Origin of the sequence: Blautia sp. OM07-19, assembly GCF_003481595.1 — a bacterium.
GTDB classification, from domain to species: Bacteria; Bacillota; Clostridia; order Lachnospirales; family Lachnospiraceae; genus Blautia_A; species Blautia_A intestinihominis.
In genome coordinates, this window is the sequence record NZ_QULA01000045.1 from 1 (window position 1) to 19,023 (window position 19,023).

General features: G+C 43.9%; 18 protein-coding genes. 2 read left to right on the forward strand and 16 right to left on the reverse strand.

Features of this window, described 5'->3' with window-relative positions:
• Nucleotides 1–153: 153 nt before the first annotated feature.
• The 14 genes from DXC01_RS18235 to DXC01_RS18300 form a co-directional block, all read right to left on the reverse strand.
• Nucleotides 154–747 (reverse strand): metallophosphoesterase, encoded by a 594-nt coding sequence (locus DXC01_RS18235; protein WP_118699551.1) that lies wholly within the window; start codon nucleotides 745–747, stop codon nucleotides 154–156.
• Between the two features lie 36 nt (nucleotides 748–783).
• Nucleotides 784–1,806 (reverse strand): ATP-binding response regulator, encoded by a 1,023-nt coding sequence (locus DXC01_RS18240; RefSeq protein ID WP_118699552.1) that lies wholly within the window; start codon nucleotides 1,804–1,806, stop codon nucleotides 784–786.
• Nucleotides 1,807–1,943: 137 nt separating this feature from the next.
• Complete coding sequence (locus tag DXC01_RS18245) at nucleotides 1,944–3,029, reverse strand: endonuclease/exonuclease/phosphatase family protein (protein WP_118699553.1); 1,086 nt, start codon at nucleotides 3,027–3,029, stop codon at nucleotides 1,944–1,946.
• A 4-nt stretch (nucleotides 3,030–3,033) separates the two neighbouring features.
• Nucleotides 3,034–4,371, reverse strand: coding sequence for an MATE family efflux transporter (locus DXC01_RS18250; RefSeq protein WP_118699554.1), 1,338 nt, complete (start codon nucleotides 4,369–4,371; stop codon nucleotides 3,034–3,036).
• Nucleotides 4,372–4,515: 144 nt separating this feature from the next.
• A complete protein-coding gene (locus DXC01_RS18255; RefSeq protein WP_005423341.1) occupies nucleotides 4,516–4,827 on the reverse strand; it encodes a YbjQ family protein in 312 nt (103 codons plus the stop codon).
• Nucleotides 4,808–5,449 carry a MerR family transcriptional regulator gene (locus tag DXC01_RS18260; protein ID WP_118699555.1) on the reverse strand — a complete coding sequence of 214 codons (642 nt, stop codon included), beginning with the start codon at nucleotides 5,447–5,449 and terminating at the stop codon, nucleotides 4,808–4,810. Before DXC01_RS18260 ends, DXC01_RS18255 begins: the two co-directional genes overlap by 20 nt.
• Before the next feature lie 113 nt (nucleotides 5,450–5,562).
• Nucleotides 5,563–6,045, reverse strand: coding sequence for a hypothetical protein (locus DXC01_RS18265; RefSeq protein WP_118699556.1), 483 nt, complete (start codon nucleotides 6,043–6,045; stop codon nucleotides 5,563–5,565).
• Nucleotides 6,046–6,096: 51 nt separating this feature from the next.
• Nucleotides 6,097–7,413 (reverse strand): Na+/H+ antiporter NhaC family protein, encoded by a 1,317-nt coding sequence (locus tag DXC01_RS18270; protein ID WP_118699557.1) that lies wholly within the window; start codon nucleotides 7,411–7,413, stop codon nucleotides 6,097–6,099.
• A 77-nt stretch (nucleotides 7,414–7,490) separates the two neighbouring features.
• Entirely contained in the window at nucleotides 7,491–7,835 is a 345-nt protein-coding gene (locus DXC01_RS18275) for a hypothetical protein (RefSeq protein WP_147399644.1), read from the reverse strand.
• Between the two features lie 89 nt (nucleotides 7,836–7,924).
• The gene (locus DXC01_RS18280) at nucleotides 7,925–8,398 is read right to left on the reverse strand and encodes an MFS transporter (RefSeq protein WP_118699559.1); all 474 of its coding nucleotides are present in this window, start codon (nucleotides 8,396–8,398) and stop codon (nucleotides 7,925–7,927) included.
• A 125-nt stretch (nucleotides 8,399–8,523) separates the two neighbouring features.
• Nucleotides 8,524–9,447 (reverse strand): AraC family transcriptional regulator, encoded by a 924-nt coding sequence (locus DXC01_RS18285; protein WP_022213555.1) that lies wholly within the window; start codon nucleotides 9,445–9,447, stop codon nucleotides 8,524–8,526.
• A gap of 92 nt (nucleotides 9,448–9,539) precedes the next feature.
• Nucleotides 9,540–10,277, reverse strand: a complete 738-nt coding sequence (locus DXC01_RS18290) for an ABC transporter permease (protein WP_022213556.1) — start codon at nucleotides 10,275–10,277, stop codon at nucleotides 9,540–9,542.
• Nucleotides 10,278–10,280: 3 nt separating this feature from the next.
• Nucleotides 10,281–11,033, reverse strand: coding sequence for an ABC transporter permease (locus DXC01_RS18295; protein WP_118253916.1), 753 nt, complete (start codon nucleotides 11,031–11,033; stop codon nucleotides 10,281–10,283).
• 1 nt (nucleotide 11,034) lies between these two features.
• On the reverse strand, nucleotides 11,035–11,961 hold the full coding sequence (locus DXC01_RS18300) for an ABC transporter ATP-binding protein (protein WP_022213558.1): 927 nt from the start codon (nucleotides 11,959–11,961) through the stop codon (nucleotides 11,035–11,037).
• Nucleotides 11,962–12,149: 188 nt separating this feature from the next.
• Between DXC01_RS18300 and DXC01_RS18305 the strand changes: the two genes are divergently transcribed.
• A complete protein-coding gene (locus DXC01_RS18305; RefSeq protein WP_118253913.1) occupies nucleotides 12,150–12,869 on the forward strand; it encodes a response regulator transcription factor in 720 nt (239 codons plus the stop codon).
• The gene (locus DXC01_RS18310; protein WP_118699560.1) at nucleotides 12,866–14,230 is read left to right on the forward strand and encodes a sensor histidine kinase; all 1,365 of its coding nucleotides are present in this window, start codon (nucleotides 12,866–12,868) and stop codon (nucleotides 14,228–14,230) included. The genes DXC01_RS18305 and DXC01_RS18310 overlap by 4 nt, the downstream gene beginning before the upstream one ends.
• A 43-nt stretch (nucleotides 14,231–14,273) precedes the next feature.
• Here DXC01_RS18310 and DXC01_RS18315 read toward each other — a convergent pair whose 3' ends face one another.
• Together DXC01_RS18315 and DXC01_RS18320 are read right to left on the reverse strand one after the other, a co-directional pair.
• Nucleotides 14,274–15,716 (reverse strand): ATP-binding protein, encoded by a 1,443-nt coding sequence (locus DXC01_RS18315; protein ID WP_118699561.1) that lies wholly within the window; start codon nucleotides 15,714–15,716, stop codon nucleotides 14,274–14,276.
• Between the two features lie 131 nt (nucleotides 15,717–15,847).
• Nucleotides 15,848–19,023 (reverse strand): hypothetical protein (locus tag DXC01_RS18320; protein ID WP_207666861.1); only part of this gene is annotated, 3,176 nt, incomplete at its 5' end.

The window sequence follows — 19,023 nt, forward strand, 5'->3', positions numbered from 1 at the left end:
CTTGCTTATCGAAATTATCTTGTATAAATATGGGTCAAGTTAAGAGCTAAAGCAAGGGGTTTTACGACGCATTGAATAAATGCATCTGCAACAGCAACCAGTGCCAGCATCAGATTCTGCAGCACGATTGGCAGCATCAGCCCCCATAATTTGCTATAAAATATTTTCTTCATACGCAATCCTTTTATCTTTTACTTCTTCAATGATATCATCCAAAAGTACAGGCTTCATTTCATGTGCGTCTAAACACACACAATACATATAAGGGTGTTCTTTATAAAAGTGTTCTTTCTGGTGAGTATGACCATATAAATTAATAAGAGCGGTTCTTACAGGTTTGAGCCTCTCATGGGCAACTAAAGTTGGATAGTGTGACAGATAAAACTGATAGCCTTTAACTGCCGGATATTTCAGATAACATGCAGCTTCACCTGCTTTGATCACGTTTTCGCAGGTTTCGTACTTTTTGAGCTTGCTCTCACTGTCGTGGTTACCTCGAAATATAATAAGCTCACCATTTAATTGTTTTAATATATTCAGGGCATATGAGAATTCCTCATCTTCGAGATCTTTTTTTAACATCACATCTCCCAGAACATATACAACATCATCTGGGCTGACAAGTTCATTCCAATTAGAGAGCAATGCGCTGTCATGCTCTTCAATTGATTGAAACCCACGCTCTTTGTATACAAACTCTTTGTTATGACCAATATGCAGGTCACTGGTTACCCATATTCTACGCATACGTGCTCCTTTTATGTCCTTTTATATTACTGCATCTCATGATCTTCCTCCGATCACCTGTGCTACGGTTTCTTTCAGTACTTTCATATCCACCGGTTTTGCCACATGTGCATCCATTCCGGCGTCCAATGCGTCATGGATATCTTCCACAAAAGCATTTGCAGTCATGGCAATGATCGGAATTGTCTCAGCCATCGGATGACCTGAACTTCGGATTGCTTTCATCGCCTCGTATCCGTTCATCACCGGCATCTGTACATCCATCAGGATCAGATTGATCGTGTTTTCTTCCGATGCGGTAAATGTCTCTACCGCAAGCTGTCCATTTTCACAGACAGTACATTCTGCGCCTTCCATTTTAAGCAGTTCCACAATGATCTCAAACTTCTGCCTACGAAGGACCATCTGCGGGCGGACGAGGGCATCAATATTCTCGATGATCTCATCCATGTTTTCTTCTTCCAGCGTCAGCTTCATCTTGCCTGCCTCGATCTTGGACATATCCAGCACATCGTTGATAAGTCCCAGCAGATGCTGGCTGGAAAAAGCGATCTTCTTTGTATATTCCTGTACTTTTTCTGGATTTTTGCTCTCATTATCCAGCAGCGTCGTAAAACCTACGATCGCATTCATAGGTGTTCTCATATCATGGCTCATATTGGAAAGGAAACGACTCTTGGACTGGTTCGCCTCTTCCGCAATATGAAATGCCTCTTCTGCCGCTTTTTTGGCTTTTTCCAGTTCCTGGTTCACTTCCGACAGACGTTCATTCGTCCGTAACTCAAACTCATACATCGCGCGTGTCCTGCGGCTTCTGTACCAGACAAATAAACCGGAACACAGGATTGCAAAAGCACATGCCGCAACCAGTGCAAACGTGCGAATGATAGAATTCACCATGTCCATGGTATTCGTCGCCACATGATCTGCTGACACAAGAAACAGCATCGTCCAGTTATAACTTGGGATTTTTTTCAGACAATAATAGTATTCTCTGCCTTCATAAAACGCATTGGCGCAGACAAAACGTTTTTTGTCTTTTATACTGTTCTCCTCCATGCTTCCTGCTGTTTTGTTTCAGAAATATAATCCCTGTCGATCCAGGAATTATTAATGACCTTTTGTCAGTAATCAACTAATTTATTTAATTCCCCAAAGATGCCTCTGGGGAATGATTTTTTGTATTTTTATTCATTTTACTGAGTAAGTTTAAATTTCATGTAGACCGGATCGTGATCGGAGTAGGTGTAGCCTGTGTTGATGTCTTCGTAAGATACGCATTCTATATTATCGGAAATGATAAATCCGTCCAGTGTAACTGTGTAGGTTTCACCCGGTACATATTCCATGTCTGCATTACGCGCGCTGTCCCATAAATCCTGTTTTTCCTGCTCGGAAAGCTGATCCATACCGAAGGAAAAATGCTCCGGGAGTTCGGATCTCGGGAATGGATATGCCCAGGATTCTCTTTCTGCAGAATCGTTTTCATCTGCTTTAAGGTCATGATTGAAGTCGCCGCCGCAGAGCACGTAATTTCCTACTTCATATTCTTTCTGCATATCTTCGGTCAGCATGCGGATCTGGCCTTCCCGGATCTCATCGCTGTTCCCATAGGCAGACATGTGCAGTTCAAAGATTACGAGTTCTTTGCCATTGTCCACTGGAATTCTGGAAATGCTGTAACAGCGGTCCAGATCAAAAAACTTACTGAATGACGTAGATACCGGAAAGCTTCTTCTCAGAGAATCTGTGACAGGGTATCTGGAAAAAAGAGCCAGCCCTGATCTGCTCTTGCCGTGTGGCTGTGTAAATGGATAGAACAAAAATGCAGAATCATAGTTCTGTGCAAATACAGTATCGTAATCTGCAAAGCAGTCCTTCAATATGTCATATTCATTTACATGATAACTTCTGGTGGAATTCAGATCCACCTCTTCAATCAGGGCAAAATCCGGATCATAAGATCTGACCAGTTCTCCTGCCCCCTGAACCGTTTCAAGCACACTGTCCTTACTCTTCGCCCAGGAAGATCTGCCGCCATCCATAAAGAAGCTGAAATCCGGTGTGTACGCACCAAAACCGATATTGTATGTAAGTGCGGAGTATTCTTTCTCCGTTGTTAGATGCACATCTGCCTGTGCATGAGATTCCACTTCCAATGACAGGTTATCCTCGATGCGGTGATAGCTTGCATAAAGGTAGATGATATACACGATCAACACGGCCACAACCACCCCTGCTATGATTCCAATGATCTTAAAAATCTTTTTTGCTGTTTTCATAAGTTTATCCTCGCTTCCTTGTGATCCACAGGAACGTGCATGTGAAGATGATTCCTTTGACGATCGATGTTGCAGAGAGTGCCCACCAGATTCCACTGAGTCCTATAATACCGCCGAGGATGATCGCCAGCGGGATCCGGGCACTGGTGAAAGTGATGCTGATAATACTGCAGAGTCTCGTCCTGCCAAGTCCGGACAAGGCACCTACCGTTGTCAGTTCCACGCACATGAAAGCTTCACTGAATCCGATGATCACAAGATATCCAACTGCTGTCTCGATTGCCTTCGGTTCATGGAAAAAGATATCTGCGATCGCATTGGGAAAGCATATAAATGCAAGTGAGATCAGCACTCCCCATACACCAACTGTCCACAAAGCTGCCTTATATCCCTTTCTCACACGATCGTTCTTTCCGGCTCCATAATTCTGTGCAATAAAAGCATTCAGCGCTGCCGCAAAACCATCTGCTGTATTCCAGGAAATCGACTCGATCTGCCCGCCGACCCTCTGTGTGGCAACCGCCTCTGCACCATATCCTGAAACCATTCGTGTCAGCACCATGGAAATTGCACAATATGCCATTCCCTGGATTGCTGTCGGAATTCCGATCCTGCAGATCCCACTCAGATATTCTTCCGGGATCTTTGCCAAAAGTTTTATACCCTTCAGTACATTTTCTTTTTTCCGCACAATGATCGCAAGAACCATAATACTCATAACGATCGCCTGTGCCATTACCGTTGCAATTGCAGCTCCGATCACGCCCAGTTTCGGAAAAGGTCCCGGTCCAAGGATCAGAACGGGATCCAGGATCATGTTTGTGACAAGCCCGATCAGATTCGCCAGAAATGGCGTCTTGGAATCGCCCTGTGCCGTATAAAGTCCTGTCAATGTCAGAGTCATAAATGAAAATACGATCAGTCCGCACGCGATCCTCGTATACGACATAGCCGCTGCATACGCCTCAGAGTCCGTCAACTGAAAAAAGCCGACCATCTGCTTCGTAAATACCAGTGAAAGAATCGCATACGCCATTCCCATCGCCGCTGCCAGCTGCACTGCTGCCTGTGCAAAACCATGCGCCTTTTCCCTGTCACCACGTCCAATGCACTGTGCAACCTGCACCTGACCGCCCATCCTCGCCATAGAAGCAAGCCCCTGCGAAAGCCAGGTAAACATACCGCCAACGCCAACACCGGCAACTGCCCTCGAGCCAAGCAGCCCGATCCATGCCATATCCGTGATATTATACAAAGTCCCAAGAAACGACGATGCCATGATCGGAATGGCAAGTTTTGTCAACGTTTTCAGAATAGGACCTTTTGTTAAATTTCCCTCCATGAATTAAATTCCTCATCCGTTTTTATTTTTCATCATCCATGAGTCTTATTATACATGGTTTGCTATATGTTTTCACCATATATTTCGTACAGAAAAAAAGCTCACATCTCGTTTCATTATGATGTGAGCTTCTTTTGACCATTTTTATTTGTATTTCACCGCAGTTCCATAAGCGATCACTTCTGCTGCTCCTGACATGACCTGGGAGGAGCCGTATTTAACACCGATCACGGCATCGGCATCCATCTCCTTGGCTTCATCCACCATACGCTTCGTAGCGATCTGTCTTGCCTCGTTCAGCATTTCTGTGTAACCTACGATCTCGCCGCCAACCAGGGTTTTCATGCCTGCCATGAAATCTCTGCCGACGTTCTTGGTCTGCACAACGGTTCCTTTTACGATTCCGAGCGGCTCAAAATCCACGCCCGGGATATATTCAATACTTAGAAGCTTCATCTTCTTCTCCTCCTTCGATTTCCTTCATTCTTCCTGCAAGTGCTATGAGCGTTCCTGCAATGATGACTGCCGGGATCCCTGCGATCAGCAAAAGCAGCCCCAGCGGAATGGGATCCTGTGCGTTTGCCCAGAATACGATTATGATCGTCACCAGCATAAGCACTGTCATAACTGCTGCACCGACGATCGCTCCCGTTCGCTTTTTCTTGTGCATATCCGTTTTATTGACGTTCATAAACTTTGCACCTTCTTTCTCCATCTGCTCGATTTCTTCCAGACAGTCCTCTGCATTCAGAGATTCCAGTGACCGATGTTCCAGGATCAGGCGTTCGCACATGTCCTGCATCTTCAAAAGACCTTCCTTTCGGTGTTCCAGTTCCTTGAGATGCTGTTCCAGACAGATCTGCAGGCTTTTCTTTTTTTCGAAGAGAAGTTTCATTTCTTCTATGGAAATATCCATCTTTCGGAATAATTTGATCTCCTGAAGCCGGATGACATCCTCCTGATGATATTCCCTGTATCCGTTTTCTGCACGTTCTACATTGAGAAGCCCCTGATCTTCATAAAAACGGATATTTTTTCTTGTGATTCCTACAAGCTCTTCCACCTGTTTGATCTTCATTGCGCTACCTCTTACTTTCCTGACAGTCTGAAAACTCTTCATATCGCTGTCTGTACTTGTTTTATACAGCTTCCATAAGGTGGAAGGTCAAGTGTTTTTTTATTTTTTTCTGTTTAATCTTCCTGATATTTTACAAAAGTGAACGTTTTGCCATGATTGGTCAGTTCCAGACCATCTTCTGTTTCTTCGTAAGTAAACTCTATGGTATCTGATGACGTTTCAATGTCCCATCCAGACGGATAATAGTCTTTGTCTGTCATGCGATCATCTATTTTCAATTCCATTGTATCCGCATCCAGATTTATGATCGTTCCGGCAAGGCCAGGCTCTCCCGCTTCTGCATCATAGATCATCAGTGCCAGCGGTTTCGTTGTAAAAAATCCATCTGCTTTTGTAAAAACAGCCATTTCCCAGAAGCATTCATTATCGTAATACTCCTCGTCATCCATATCATCATCGTATGGAATTCCATAATCGCCTTCAAGCCGGCTCAGGATCTCCTGATCTACTTTGCCAGCCGGATGATAAAACCACACACCTGCTGCAACTGCCAGAACTCCCAGAATCCCTGCTGTAATAACTGTTTTCTTTTTCATGGGTAATTGTCCTCCTCATAATGTAAAACTTTTTTATTTAAAACTCTGATTTTACTTTTTTGTCTTTTCGCTTCTCATTATCGTAATGATCGACATGAGCAGGAGAAACATTGGGTAAAAAAGTTTCGGAATGATCTGAAAAGCGGAAATTTCACCACCCAGCTCATTGACCGCTGAGATTGCCACGAGCATCTGTGCACCATATGGAATGATTCCCTGAAAGATGCAGGAAAAAGTATCCAGCAGGGAGGCAGTTTTTCTTGATGTGATCCCATACTCCTGTGCCATCTCTCTGGCGATCGGATTTGCCATAACAATGGCTACCGTATTATTCGCAGTCGCAATATCCATGGTTCCGACAAGAAGTCCCATACCAAGCTGCCCGCCTTTTCTGCCACGGAAGATTTTGTGGATCCAGCCAAGAAGTTCATCAAAACCGCCGTACTCACGAATCAGCGCACACATTGCCGCTACCAGGATCGCCACCATACAGGTCTCAAACATTCCGGATACACCGGAACCCATATTCGTCAGAAGATCCACTGGCGTGATATGCCCTCCGGCAAGCATGATGATCGCTCCGGAAACAATTCCTGTCAGAAGAACCACAAATACATTGATGCCGATGATACCTCCGACCAGCACCAGGACATATGGCAGTATCTGGAGCAGATGATAGGACTGACTGACATGTCCCTGAATTTCCGTCTGAAAAGACAGGATCAGGATCAGAACAAGTGTGATCAGTGCTGCCGGAAATGCGATCCAGAAATTTTCACGGAATTTATCTTTCATCTCACAGCCCTGTCCATTACAGGCTGCAATCGTGGTATCGGAAATGAAAGAAAGGTTATCGCCGAACATCGCCCCGCCCATGACCGAAGCCACACAAAATGCGAGATCAAAACCTGACGCACTGGAAACAGCCGCCGCGATCGGCACCAGAAGTGTGATCGTGCCTACAGAAGTTCCCATCGCTACCGATACGAAACATGCAACTACAAATAAAACCGCCACAGAAAATCTCGCCGGAATCAGCGTCAGCATAAAATATGCCACACTTTCCGCGCTGCTTCTTCCTACCACGCCGACAAAAGAGCCTGCTGTGAGAAAGATCAGAAGCATTGTGATGATATTTTTGTCTCCGACACCATGCGCCATGATCTCAAGTTTCCTGTCAAAACTTACTTCCCTGTTCTGCAGACAGGCAACCAGGATCGCGGCAAGAAATGCGACCACGATCGGTACATTATAGAATCCCATCGGAATCTTCATCACATACTCAAATAAAATGCCAAGGCCCAGGTATAATATGAGAAATACACCAATTGGCAGGAGTGCAATGGCATTACCTTTTTCTTTTTTCATAATGAAAGTCCCTTCTCTATGTTTTTCAAATATATGTTATCGTACATATTTATCTATCATAACATATATACCCTGCATTATAAACAGAAATCGGATTTTGTTACCGTCGCAAAGACAATTGCCGTTCCAGCCGCCGCCATGCATATACCTGCCAGAAGAATCGCACCTGCCCCCTGACTCAAAAGCTGACCGCCGGCAAAATTACCAGCCGCGCATCCCAGCGCATAGGCTGCTGTTATAAATGCCTGTCCTTTTACCATATCATTGTCTCTGACTTTCTCTTTTGCATAGTACACCTGAGCAGGTGCCAAAAGCGCGTAGGATGAGATCTGAAAGAACTGTAACAGATAGATCGTCTGTATATTTCCCGCAAAATAAAAGCCAACTGCCTTTATGAAAAAAGAAACGGCTGCTATCTTCAAAACAGTTGTGTCTCTGAAAACCTTCCGTATTTTTTCAAAAAAGAAAATCACCGGAGCTGCTACCATAGCCGCAATAAACAGGGCAACTCCTACATGACTACTGTTACCGCCCAGCCAATGATCAGACTTGAGACAGCACTCGCTACTGCTCCAATTCCCCGGGCTGCGCCATAATCCACGAAATAGCCCGCATTGTTGTATGCGACACTGATGGCATTTAATAAGGAAACCATCGCGTCACTGCTCCAGATACTGACCATGTACAAAACAGCCATCAGCATGATAGAAATTCCCGGCAGTAACTGCAGGAGTATGCATACACTGCACAGAACAGACATGATCAGCAGCATTTTTGTCAGGACAAATTTTTCTGCGCGGTCTGCCAGAGATGCCAGAACTGGCTGTGACAGACAGGAACAAAGCCCTGCCAATGCCAGCAGGAATCCTACCATTCCTGAAGGAACCCCTTTGTTCAACAGATACGTTGTTGCAAAAGCTGCTGCCCCAGAAGATGATGCCCAATGTGTAAACTGGATCGCACTGTATCGATAAGTCAGATTCATACATTTCCTCCTTTATGAAAAAGGAGCTGGTTTCATGACCAGCCCCTTTCCATGGTGTGTAATACGAAAAAAGATCTCTCTTTCTTGTAATAACAGGATAATGCATTTTCCAGTGCAAATCTATATTATTCGTGTCTGTTTCTATTACAATCGTGCCATTTTCCACGATATCTTACAGGACTGCAGTTGAAATGCTCCCGAAATAGCTTTCCAAAATAGCTGCTGCTTCCAAATCCACAGTCACTTGCGATCTCTGTAATAGATTTCTCTGTCTCTATCAGTTCCATACATGCCTTCCGAAGTCTGTATTCTCTCATATATTCCAGTGGACTCATATGAAGATTCTCCTGAAACAGTCGGAAACAGACTCTTTTACTTATATGCGCTTCCCTCGCCAGGCAGTCAACCGCTATCATCTCCGTATAATGATCCTGAATATAAGACATCATTGCTTTCATTTTTTCAGCGGTATCTTTGTTTTTGTGTATATCTTCTGTCTCAGCACATGCCAGTTCCAATAAACCAAGCCATACTTCTGTGAGCAGCTGCCGAAGAGTGATCTCATAGCCCCAGCTGCCTTCCTCCAATTCAAAGCCGGCTTGAATCTTCTGCAAAAGAGCCGCCTGCCCGGGATCCTCGGGTGACAGGCAGATCATTTCAAGCCCGGATCTGTCCGTCAACGGACGAATATACCTTTCTTCTATTCGATTAGATATCCCGCCTGTCAGCAGTTCCGAATCAAACAGATGCAGTAATTGCACGGTTCCATCCTTTGTAGAACTCACTCTTGATGAATGCAGTACATTGGAATTAACAAACCCGCCTGTCCCCGCCGGGAATATCCATTTCCCATTTGGCGTTGTATACTCTACTCTGCCACTTTTTATATAGAATAATTCTACTGCATGATGCCAGTGCCAGGGCACGACCGGATCTATATATTTATCAAACTCCACGCAGGAGCAAATATAGGGAAAATCCATAAAAAAATCCGGGAGTAACTCTTCATTGCTTTCCATGATCAACTGAATTCCCTGTATATTTTTCATTTCAGATCTCCCCTCTCCTGTTATTATCTATGCTTTTTCATTCCAGGTTTCTTCCTGTAGTATATCATGTGCCATGTTATTAAGAAACGACTTTATGCCTTTACATCCCTTTTTTTCAGAAACATTCCAGCAACTAGAACCATTGTTACCAGCCAGAAAATACAGCTGAAAAAGAATAAAATATATCCGCCTCCAGACAGCACATCATTACTCTTGTTTGCATTCATGCCTGCCTGCATCAGTGCATAGGGCCAGAACAGAGAAAGACCTTTGCTCCCTGCCAGCAGACCGGTGATGCCGCCCACCAGCCCAAGAAAGATCGGAATGGCAAAGCTTCGGATGACCATAGCCAGCACAAGCTGCGCCGCAATGACCGCAAGTGCTCCCACTGCACCGCGAAGAAGAAAAGCAAGCAGGATCATCGGTGGAAATCCCGGAAAATGTGCAAAAACTTTTCCACAAAATGCATACAGCAAAAATACAAACAGATGCGTCAGAAGGGCCAGTTTTGCCACCACAACAAATTTCGCCAGAAAAAGATCTATCGGCCTGACCGGACTTGCCATAATAAGATTCCAGTTGTGTCCAAGATGTTCCAGTCTCCACAGATAAGCTGCATAAGCAGCCACCATTGCAGGAAAGAAAAACATCGAATAAAACAATGTATGCTGTGTCCAGAGACTGTACCAGCCATCTTTGAGAATTTCCAGATTCTGCAGATAATTAAAAGTTCCATATATTGCTGAAATGAGCGGCAGTGCAAAAAACAGCCCCCAGATCGGAGACGCATGCAGTTTTCGGTTTTCTGCCTGAATACAGCGCTTTAACATCTTTTACACCTCCTGTTTCTGTACTCTTCGCCATGCTGCATAGAACAAGAGCATGACCAGTACCACAGTAAAAACAAGCAGTCCCCAATTGTACGGCCGCGTTCCATAAGTAACCGTATGTGCAGCCTGGTCCCAGTTCGCAACTTCATAAGTTCCCAGCGGAACAAAATAACCCCAAGGAACAAAATAGCTGACAACCTTTGGCATAAAAGCAGAAAACAGCCCGGTTAATGATGCTATGATTCCTGCACAGAGTGCCAGAAGCGGATTTCCAGCCAGTAGCATGAGCAGAAATGCTCCAAAAAAGAGCATCAGTTCCACCGCCAGTGTACAGCCTGTCAGATAAAAAAGCTGACTGATTGGAAAAGCCTCCGTGTAACCATATATTTTTCCTGTCAGAAATACGCCTCCCATTTCCAGAAAGGTTACAAGCAGAACTTCCATGATGCCAAACAAAGCTTTTCCAAGGAACAGACTCCTACGGCTCTGCAGAGTATAAAGAAGTTTCCAGGTACTTCCTTTGACTTCCATATCCCATAACCGGCTTGCCAGTACTGCCATCACGATCGGAAAGATCAGCACATTGGCAACCGGGATGCTGTAAAACAATGCGCTGTACGCATTTGCCAGTTCATCCGGACCGGGCGATAACAGACTGCCTGTCCACAGCATTACGATCAACGGAACCAGCAGGCAGAACAGCAGATCATGCCTGCGGTGAGCTTTTTGCAATTCTACACAAAAAGCACCTGCCATATCATGCCACCTCCCTGCCGTTCTGTGTCAGACTCAGGAAAATTTCTTCCAGGCTTTTTGTCTCAGAAGTCAGTCCGACAACTCCGACATTATTTTCAGAAAGGGTTCTGACCAGTTCTGCCAATTTTTCATCAGAAATCGACGGCAGCTGCAGGATATCGAGATGATGTGTCATTGGCTGTGTCAGAATACCCTGACGATTCAGTATATCAATGCCTTTTTTCACATCCAGTACCCGGATCTGGATGCCGCCCCGGCTGTGTTTACGCAGTTCCTGCAGGGAACCTTCGAATATCATTTTTCCATGATCCAGAATTCCAAGCTGCGTGACCATCTGCTCCATTTCACCGAGCAGATGACTGGAGATCAGTACCGTCGCTCCGGTGCTCTCCGGCATAGATGCAATGAGACCGCGCATTTCCTGGATTCCTGCAGGATCGAGACCATTGGTCGGCTCATCCAGGATCAGCAGCCTGGGATTGCCAAGTAATGCCATTGCAATGCCAAGTCTCTGTTTCATGCCAAGAGAGTACTGCCCGACTTTGCGGTTTGCGTCGGCAGTCAGATGTACGATCTCCAGAACACGGTCAATGTCTTTGTGGTCGATATCTTTCAAGTCTGCGATGATCTTAAGATTTTCACGTGCTGTCAGATGCAGATAACCTGACGGGGACTCGATCAGACTTCCCGTCTTTCTCAGCAATGCGATGCGGTTTTCCTCATTCATCGTCTGCCCGAGCAGTTTTACACTGCCGCTGGTCGGATGTACCAGACCAAGCAGGATTTTCATACTTGTTGATTTTCCGGCACCGTTCGGACCAAGAAAACCGTAGACGCAGCCCTGCGGTACTGACAGATTCAGATGCTCCACTACGATACGACCGTTGTAGCTTTTGCAGAGGTCGTGGGTTTCGATAACAGAAATCATAATGTTCTCTCCTTTTCCTGTTTATTTTTCTCTTCGACAATTTAAAGCTTACACCGGCTGCCTTAAGCCTCCTCAAATCCTGCCTTAATTTTCGCTTAAGTTTTTGGGATTTTCAGATAGAGTGTTTGAAAGTATGGTATAGTAAAACTGAATTCAAGACTGACTGATGATTTGAAAGGATTCTGATTATGAACAGTATTTATGAAGTTCGAATTCTGATCGTAGATGATAATAAAGATCTGCTCCATCTGCTCTGCGAGCAGTTGTCTGGTGCAGGTTACAGGCATATTCAGACCGCAGCGAACTGTGCTGCGGCAAAAAAATTGTTTGCAGCTGAGATCCCGGAACTGATGATCCTGGATATCAACCTTCCGGACGGCGATGGTTTTTCCCTGTTCCGTGCCCTGCATGCCAAAGCAGACGTTCCGGCTCTTTTTCTCTCCGCAAGAGATGCCGATGCGGACCGTTTATTTGGACTCGGACTTGGTGCAGATGATTACCTGACAAAGCCTTTTCTGATGCAGGAACTACTTCTTCGTGTTCAGCATATCCTGCTGAGAACTTATCGCGCAGAACTCGCCCGCACAAAGTCAAAAGATTTGAAACTTGCAGATCGAAGCGTGGATCTGAACGATGCTCTTGTCACACTTTCAAACGGAGATACGATTCCTCTGACAGCTACAGAACTGGCACTGCTTCGCAAACTGGCGGATAACCGCGGGCATATCGTGACTTATGATTCCCTCTGCTCTGCTGTCTGGGGTGCGGATTACTATGGATATGAAAACAGCCTTGGTGTTCATATCCGACATCTGCGCCAGAAACTGGAGCAGGATCCGAACCAGCCGCGCTGTCTGCTGACTGTAAGGGGCATTGGCTATAAACTGGCAAAGGAGGAACTGCTGTGAAAACTTTTGCCCGACTGATCTGGCGATATGTACTGACCGCAGTTGGTGTTGTCCTTCTGCTGTTGGTCCTGACAATTTCACTTCTGGGATGGATCAGCTGGCGCGAAGGATATCTCCAGCCGCAACGCGAATATTCCTATAGCGAAATTGCAGATTCTATGGTTGAAACAGACAATGGAATGATTTTTGGAGCAGAACATGCTCCGGAAGAATGGATGGACGGTTATGCATGGGCTATGATCCTTGACGAAAAAGGAAACGTGAAATGGAATTATAATCTGCCGGACGAACTGGATAACCATTATTCTTCCAGCGACATCGCCAGTTTTTCCCGCTGGTATCTGGATGATTATCCGGTATTCTGCTGGTCCGAAGATTATGGTCTGTTTGTGGCTGGTCTTACCAAGGGAAGTCTCTGGAAATATAATCTTTACAATTCACCAAATGTTCTCCAGGATATCGTCCACGGTATCCCACTGGTTATTCTTGGCATGCTGCTGTTGGTTCTGATCTTTTGTTTATGGATTGGCTGGCGTGGAACCAAACGCTTAAGAATTGTAGCGGAAGGGCTGGATGCACTGGCCGACGGACAGACTGTCCAGTTACCGACAGATGGTTTTACCGGAGAACTGGCTCAGAAACTGAATCAGACCAGTTCTCATCTACAGAAACGAAATGAAATGCTTGTGCGGCGGGATGACACGCGAACACAGTGGATTGCAGGTGTCAGTCATGATGTACGCACACCACTGGCTCTGATCCTTGGATGGGGAGAACAGCTGGAACAGGATTCTTCCCTGCCCGATACAGTACGGCACAAGGCCGCAGGGATTCGTACTCAATGTGAAAAACTCCGCTCTCTTATTGACGACCTGAATCTAACCAGCAAACTGGAATATGGTGCACAACCACTCCGAAAAGAAACTTTCACCGCCGGACCGCTGTTCCGTGAACTGGTCGCTCAATTCTACGACAGTCCCCTGGCAGAAAACTGCGAAATTACGCTGAATCAGACAAATGCCGCCGAACACGCGCAGATTTCTGTCGACCGTGCCCTGCTCGCTCGGCTTCTCGAAAACCTGTTGAGCAACAGCGTGCGGCATAATTCTGAATCTGTCAAGATCTGTATCGAAACTGAAATACGAGAAAATTTCCTGTACCTGACAGTAATCGACAACGGCAAAGGCTATCCCCCGGAAATTCTTGCGGCTCTGAATCTGCAGGAAACCACTGAAAATACACCGCATATTCTGGGACTACATGTGGTCGAGCAGATTGCCGCGGCGCATGGTGGGAAAAGTATTTTTGAATCAAATTATCCCAGCGGAGCCAGGACGTGTGTCTGGCTGCCACTGGGATGATGTCCCGTATTTTAGAGGTCAGACATAGGTGTCTGGTAGAAGATTATTCCGAATAGAACAACTGTTTCGGGCTTTTCGGCTTATCTGGAATGCTCATTTTAATTAATCCACTTTCAACTAAAGGCATCACATGCGTCTGAATTGCATAAGTAATCGAACTTAACCCTAAATAATCGCATATTTCTTTTCTAGTCCTCGGCGTTTTACAATAAAGAATTAGTTCTCTGTCTTCCAAATTTTCTATTTCAGTAGCACTATTTTCTTCTCCAAATTTATACATTTTTATAATAAAGCTACCTCTTTCATCCAGAAACTCTGGTTGTGGTAAATTATATGCCTGCATTGCTTTACGTATTGTGGGAATTCCAGAATATCGATTTTCTGTAATTTTTAACACTTCCAGTTCAGATGCAAGCACCGGATTTCTGGTATCTGGCTGCACTTTTCCTAGCTGATCGATACGAATTCTTCCATATATCCCCCCTGGATTTCTAATTTCAACTCTATCTTCGAACATTATTAACTGTATTGGCATTCCCTCAGTATGAATACTATAATCACGATGCACCAACGCATTCAGTATTGCTTCTCTGATTGCAGTAATTGGATAGTCAGTTCTATCTTCTCGTTTTCCCGTTTGAGGATTAATAATAGTTTTTGTACGCATATTTCTATTTACAAACTGTATCGCAGATTCAAGCATTTCAGAAATAGTACCCTCTATTCGCTGGTTGTCCAAAAATCTTTCCCCTTGATTTCCAATTTCTCCCATTTCCTTACCAGGTACAACTATCGCAGTGATACATAATTGTGGAAAATACGCTTGAGGATAAGGACTAAAATTCATCACAGAACTTAATGTAACTGCATCACCTTTTTTTATGCTCATTAATTCGTATATTTCGTTATCTGGTATTGCCGCCAGTCGTGACTTTCCTTTCTTTAATAATCCCATATACTCTGCTAACATTTCCTGGTTCAGGGAAGCCAATGACGCTCTTTCAATTATTCTGATATCATCTTGATATTTTTTTCTATATGCTTCATAACTATATACTTCATACTCTGTCATAGGTTCATCGCTGTCACCTACACGCACAAAAGAACCTTTTACTCTGCCTCTTCCACGATAGAAGACAGGTCTATCAGAAATATCGGCCGCAGGTATTTCTGCTGAAACAAAATACTTGTCATTTTTTTCAACAACTGTAATCTGTGGTCGGATAACTGGCTCCATTTGCAGGCATTGTTCATTTATTTTCTTTTGAATATCCTGAGGGTCATATACTCCAACTTCTTTAAAATTTTGTTTTTCATCTATACCAAAAATTATAATTCCACCATCATCCTGATTTGAAAAACTAGACAATGAATCATATAAATGTTTAGGGCATCCACGTTCTGCACTTTTTATCTCCAAAGTTGGAGTTTCACATTTAAAATTTTGAATCCAACCTAATTTTTCAATCAATTCTTCAGTTGTCATTTTAGTTCCTCCTGATCTTTTTTATATTTTAACATTATATTTAAGTTTATTCAAGAAACTCAAGAATATTCCAAGCAACTCAAAAAGAAACTCAAATAATTTGAGTTTCTTTTTGGGTTATTAAACATATTTCAAAACAGCATCTCTATCTGCTCGCCAACCTCTATCCGTGCTGTAATCAGTTCATCAGGTTCTTTGCCTCTCTTGTGTTCGGCTTTCAGGTACTGTAAGCCTTTTCGGAGACTTGCAGTAATCAGATTCAGCACATAAATATTATCAAAACGGTTGTAAATAGAGTCACCGCCCAGACCGGTCAGGCAGATAAGCTGCGTGTTGGTCTTTTTTGCCATATCCATCAGCGGAATCAAAAGATGTGAAGCATTTGTCTGTGCAAACGGGTTATCCATGATCAGAACTTTTCCTTCGTTTTTGTCTGCAAAAATATCAGTATCATCCCGTCTCATATAATACAGAAGACTGGAAAGGATAACGAATGCGGACAAAAATCCCTCGCCGCCTGAGTTTCTGGAAACTTCTTTCCATGTGATCGGATATTCTCTCTGTGCTTCAATTTTATAGAGATGGATCTGCACATTTCCGATTCCTACTACCTGATCGTACAGATTCCTGGTAGTAACACTGGAACCAAAAAATTCCTGTGCATTCTCATTCTTTTCAAAAAGTTCCACGCCTTCCTTCGTAATCTTGTCGATAAAGTCTTCCAGTCGAAGGTGATACAGTCCCACATTTTCCTCCCAATCCGGAAGCTGGATCTTCAACATTTTAATATTTCTGTCTCTGATAGTGATTGTAGAATTGTGGTCGATCTTGCCCAGGTTATTGTGGATCTCCTGAATATAATCTTCCATGAGCTCTACAATTCTCTCTTTTTCTCTTTCCACAACAGAAATATCCACTTCCAGTTTTTGCATAAGGCTGTCAAATGACTGTACAGTTGTTTTCAGCTGCATCAGAACACGCTGTGCATCATCGACAAGCTCCAGCATCTGTTCCAGTGGTTTCCGGTAAAAGTCATCCTGAAAACTTTCCATTCGAATAACTCTGTTCAAAAGCTGCACAATCTGTTCTTTCTTCTGCCGGGTTTCTCTGATTTTCTGGTTATAATCACGAATAAGAATTCCCTTGAGATTTCGCAGTTCTTCTGAAGTCAGAGTATCCGAAACCGGATCTCGTTCCTCCATTTCTACTGGAATCAGTTCGTTATATTCAGAAAGTGCTGTCAGGTTTTCTTCATAACTTCGAACTTTTTTGGCCAGAAAATCAGCATGTCTTTTCTCTTCTTTCTTCTGGTAAAGAAGCTGGTTCCTTCGTGCTTCAAAGTCCTGTCCCTGGATCTCGTTCCTGGACAGTGGTTTTTCTTCTCCACATACAGAGTGGATTCTTTTCTGCAGATCATTACTCTTGCTCTGAGCAACTGCTGCCTTTTTGTCTGCGTCATTCCACTGCATATCTTTTGTCTGGATTTTTCTTTGAAAGTCTTCTAGAATCACTTCCTGATGTGATTCCTCTTTTCTGTCATAGATTACATCCGCCCACTGCACTGGTTTCAACCGATATTTTTTCTGAAGATGCTCAAGTTCATTCTGTTCTCTCTGGAAACGGCCGGAAGCTTTGGTTTCCCGCTCTTCCAGGTCTTTCAGTTCCTGAGAAAGGACAGAAGTGATAGCCTCATAACGTGCCTCCATTTGTTCTACAGATATTTCTTCCGGCAGAGTATACTGCCCGGCCTTTTCGTATGTAGCATATCTGGTGTATTTCTCATTGAGTTTTTCGGCTTCCCGTTCCAAAATATTTAACGTATTTTGTGCCGTTTTCTGTTCTTCCAGAAGTTTTGCCTGCCGCTCCTTCGCCAGCTTTTGCTTTTCCTGAAAACGCTGTTCTTCTTTTTTACATTTTTCCAGAGCTGCTCTGTTGCTTTCGTATATCGCATAATCCTTTTCAAGCTGTCCAAAATCCGCGATACGCTGTTTCTGGTTCTGAATTTCCAGACCTGTTTTTACAATGAAATCCTGCAATTCTTCGTGTTCTTTTTTTAGTCTGTCAAGGTTCTGTGCCGTTTCCAGAATATCTTTCTCAAGATTTTGTTTTTCTTCTTTCAGCTTATCCAGAATCTCCTGGATTTCCTGCCATTTTTCCTTTGTTACAGACTGATTCTTGAGCACTTCCTGTCTCTGAAAATACTCTGCATATTCTGCTTTGCGGACTTTTACTGCCTGTGCAGTTTTTTCCAGTTCCTGTTTTTTCTCCCATATCATTTCCTGAAGTTTTTCTTCATCCAGAAGATTTTCATTAAACAGAATATAGAAGCTGATTCCCGGAAAATGTACAAGTTTATCTGTATATTTCTCCTGGATTTCTTCGATTTTTTCCCTTTCTACAATCGGCACCGGAAAAGACGTACAGATATTTCTGCCGCTCTTTGCCAGCTTTTCCATCTCCTGTCCGGACAGGATCAGTGCATATGGAAGGAATGGATTTCTTCGCACAAGTTCCTGGTTTTTCTTCTGTGAATAGCCGTTTTTTTGGAGCCATTCCATACCATAAACGATATGAATACCCAGATTATCCAGTTCTTTTTTCAAATCTTCCGGCAGTTCCAGAACCTTTCCACTGGTAAGATTCTGATACTCTTTCTCCAGAATATCCTCTTCTTTTTCCAGGCTTCTTCGCAGTTCCTCCAGCTCTTTCAGCTTTCGCTCTGATACATTAAGAATTCTGTCACGATCCAGAAGATATCCTGCTTCCATGTCCAGATACTTAAGAATATTTCTCCTTGTTTCCAGTTCTTTCTCATAAAGCTGATATACTTCTGTCTGTCTCTGGATCTCTGCTTTTTTATGAACCAGTGCTTCTTTTTTATCTTCCAGGCTGCGCTCCTGGCTTCGAATCATCTCTTTTTCGGATTCCAGTTTCTTCTGACTTTCTGTACGTTCTCTTACGATTCTGGTCAACTCCTGCTCATAGATCTGATGTCGAATTTCCAGCGTTCCGGCTTCATAAGCTCCCACAATATTCCGCACAAGTTCTTCCTTATAACGGGTATTAAACTGCTCTTCCTGGCGGCTGTACACCTCAATCTGGCTCTCCAGTTTTCCTTTTTTGCCATAGCAGTCACGTATTTTTTCTTCCAGATCTTCAACTCTGCGACTTTCTTCTTCTGCCTGTGTTCCGGTTTTTTGAATATATTCAGACTGAATATTCTGCTGTTCTTTATTTTCAAAAAGATATTTGTGAATCAACAACTCTATCCTCACACGACTGAAGTCGCGTGCTTCCGGACGCTTTA

Excerpts from the sequence above, each read along its gene's own strand:
- DXC01_RS18235 (WP_118699551.1), bottom strand. The coding sequence starts at position 747 with ATGCGTAGAATATGGGTAACCAGTGACCTGCATATTGGTCATAACAAA.
- DXC01_RS18240 (WP_118699552.1), bottom strand. The coding sequence starts at position 1,806 with ATGGAGGAGAACAGTATAAAAGACAAAAAACGTTTTGTCTGCGCCAAT.
- DXC01_RS18245 (WP_118699553.1), bottom strand. The coding sequence starts at position 3,029 with ATGAAAACAGCAAAAAAGATTTTTAAGATCATTGGAATCATAGCAGGG.
- DXC01_RS18250 (WP_118699554.1), bottom strand. The coding sequence starts at position 4,371 with ATGGAGGGAAATTTAACAAAAGGTCCTATTCTGAAAACGTTGACAAAA.
- DXC01_RS18255 (WP_005423341.1), bottom strand. The coding sequence starts at position 4,827 with ATGAAGCTTCTAAGTATTGAATATATCCCGGGCGTGGATTTTGAGCCG.
- DXC01_RS18260 (WP_118699555.1), bottom strand. The coding sequence starts at position 5,449 with ATGAAGATCAAACAGGTGGAAGAGCTTGTAGGAATCACAAGAAAAAAT.
- DXC01_RS18265 (WP_118699556.1), bottom strand. The coding sequence starts at position 6,045 with ATGAAAAAGAAAACAGTTATTACAGCAGGGATTCTGGGAGTTCTGGCA.
- DXC01_RS18270 (WP_118699557.1), bottom strand. The coding sequence starts at position 7,413 with ATGAAAAAAGAAAAAGGTAATGCCATTGCACTCCTGCCAATTGGTGTA.
- DXC01_RS18280 (WP_118699559.1), bottom strand. The coding sequence starts at position 8,398 with ATGAATCTGACTTATCGATACAGTGCGATCCAGTTTACACATTGGGCA.
- DXC01_RS18285 (WP_022213555.1), bottom strand. The coding sequence starts at position 9,447 with ATGAAAAATATACAGGGAATTCAGTTGATCATGGAAAGCAATGAAGAG.
- DXC01_RS18290 (WP_022213556.1), bottom strand. The coding sequence starts at position 10,277 with ATGTTAAAGCGCTGTATTCAGGCAGAAAACCGAAAACTGCATGCGTCT.
- DXC01_RS18295 (WP_118253916.1), bottom strand. The coding sequence starts at position 11,033 with ATGGCAGGTGCTTTTTGTGTAGAATTGCAAAAAGCTCACCGCAGGCAT.
- DXC01_RS18300 (WP_022213558.1), bottom strand. The coding sequence starts at position 11,961 with ATGATTTCTGTTATCGAAACCCACGACCTCTGCAAAAGCTACAACGGT.
- DXC01_RS18305 (WP_118253913.1), top strand. The coding sequence starts at position 12,150 with ATGAACAGTATTTATGAAGTTCGAATTCTGATCGTAGATGATAATAAA.
- DXC01_RS18315 (WP_118699561.1), bottom strand. The coding sequence starts at position 15,716 with ATGACAACTGAAGAATTGATTGAAAAATTAGGTTGGATTCAAAATTTT.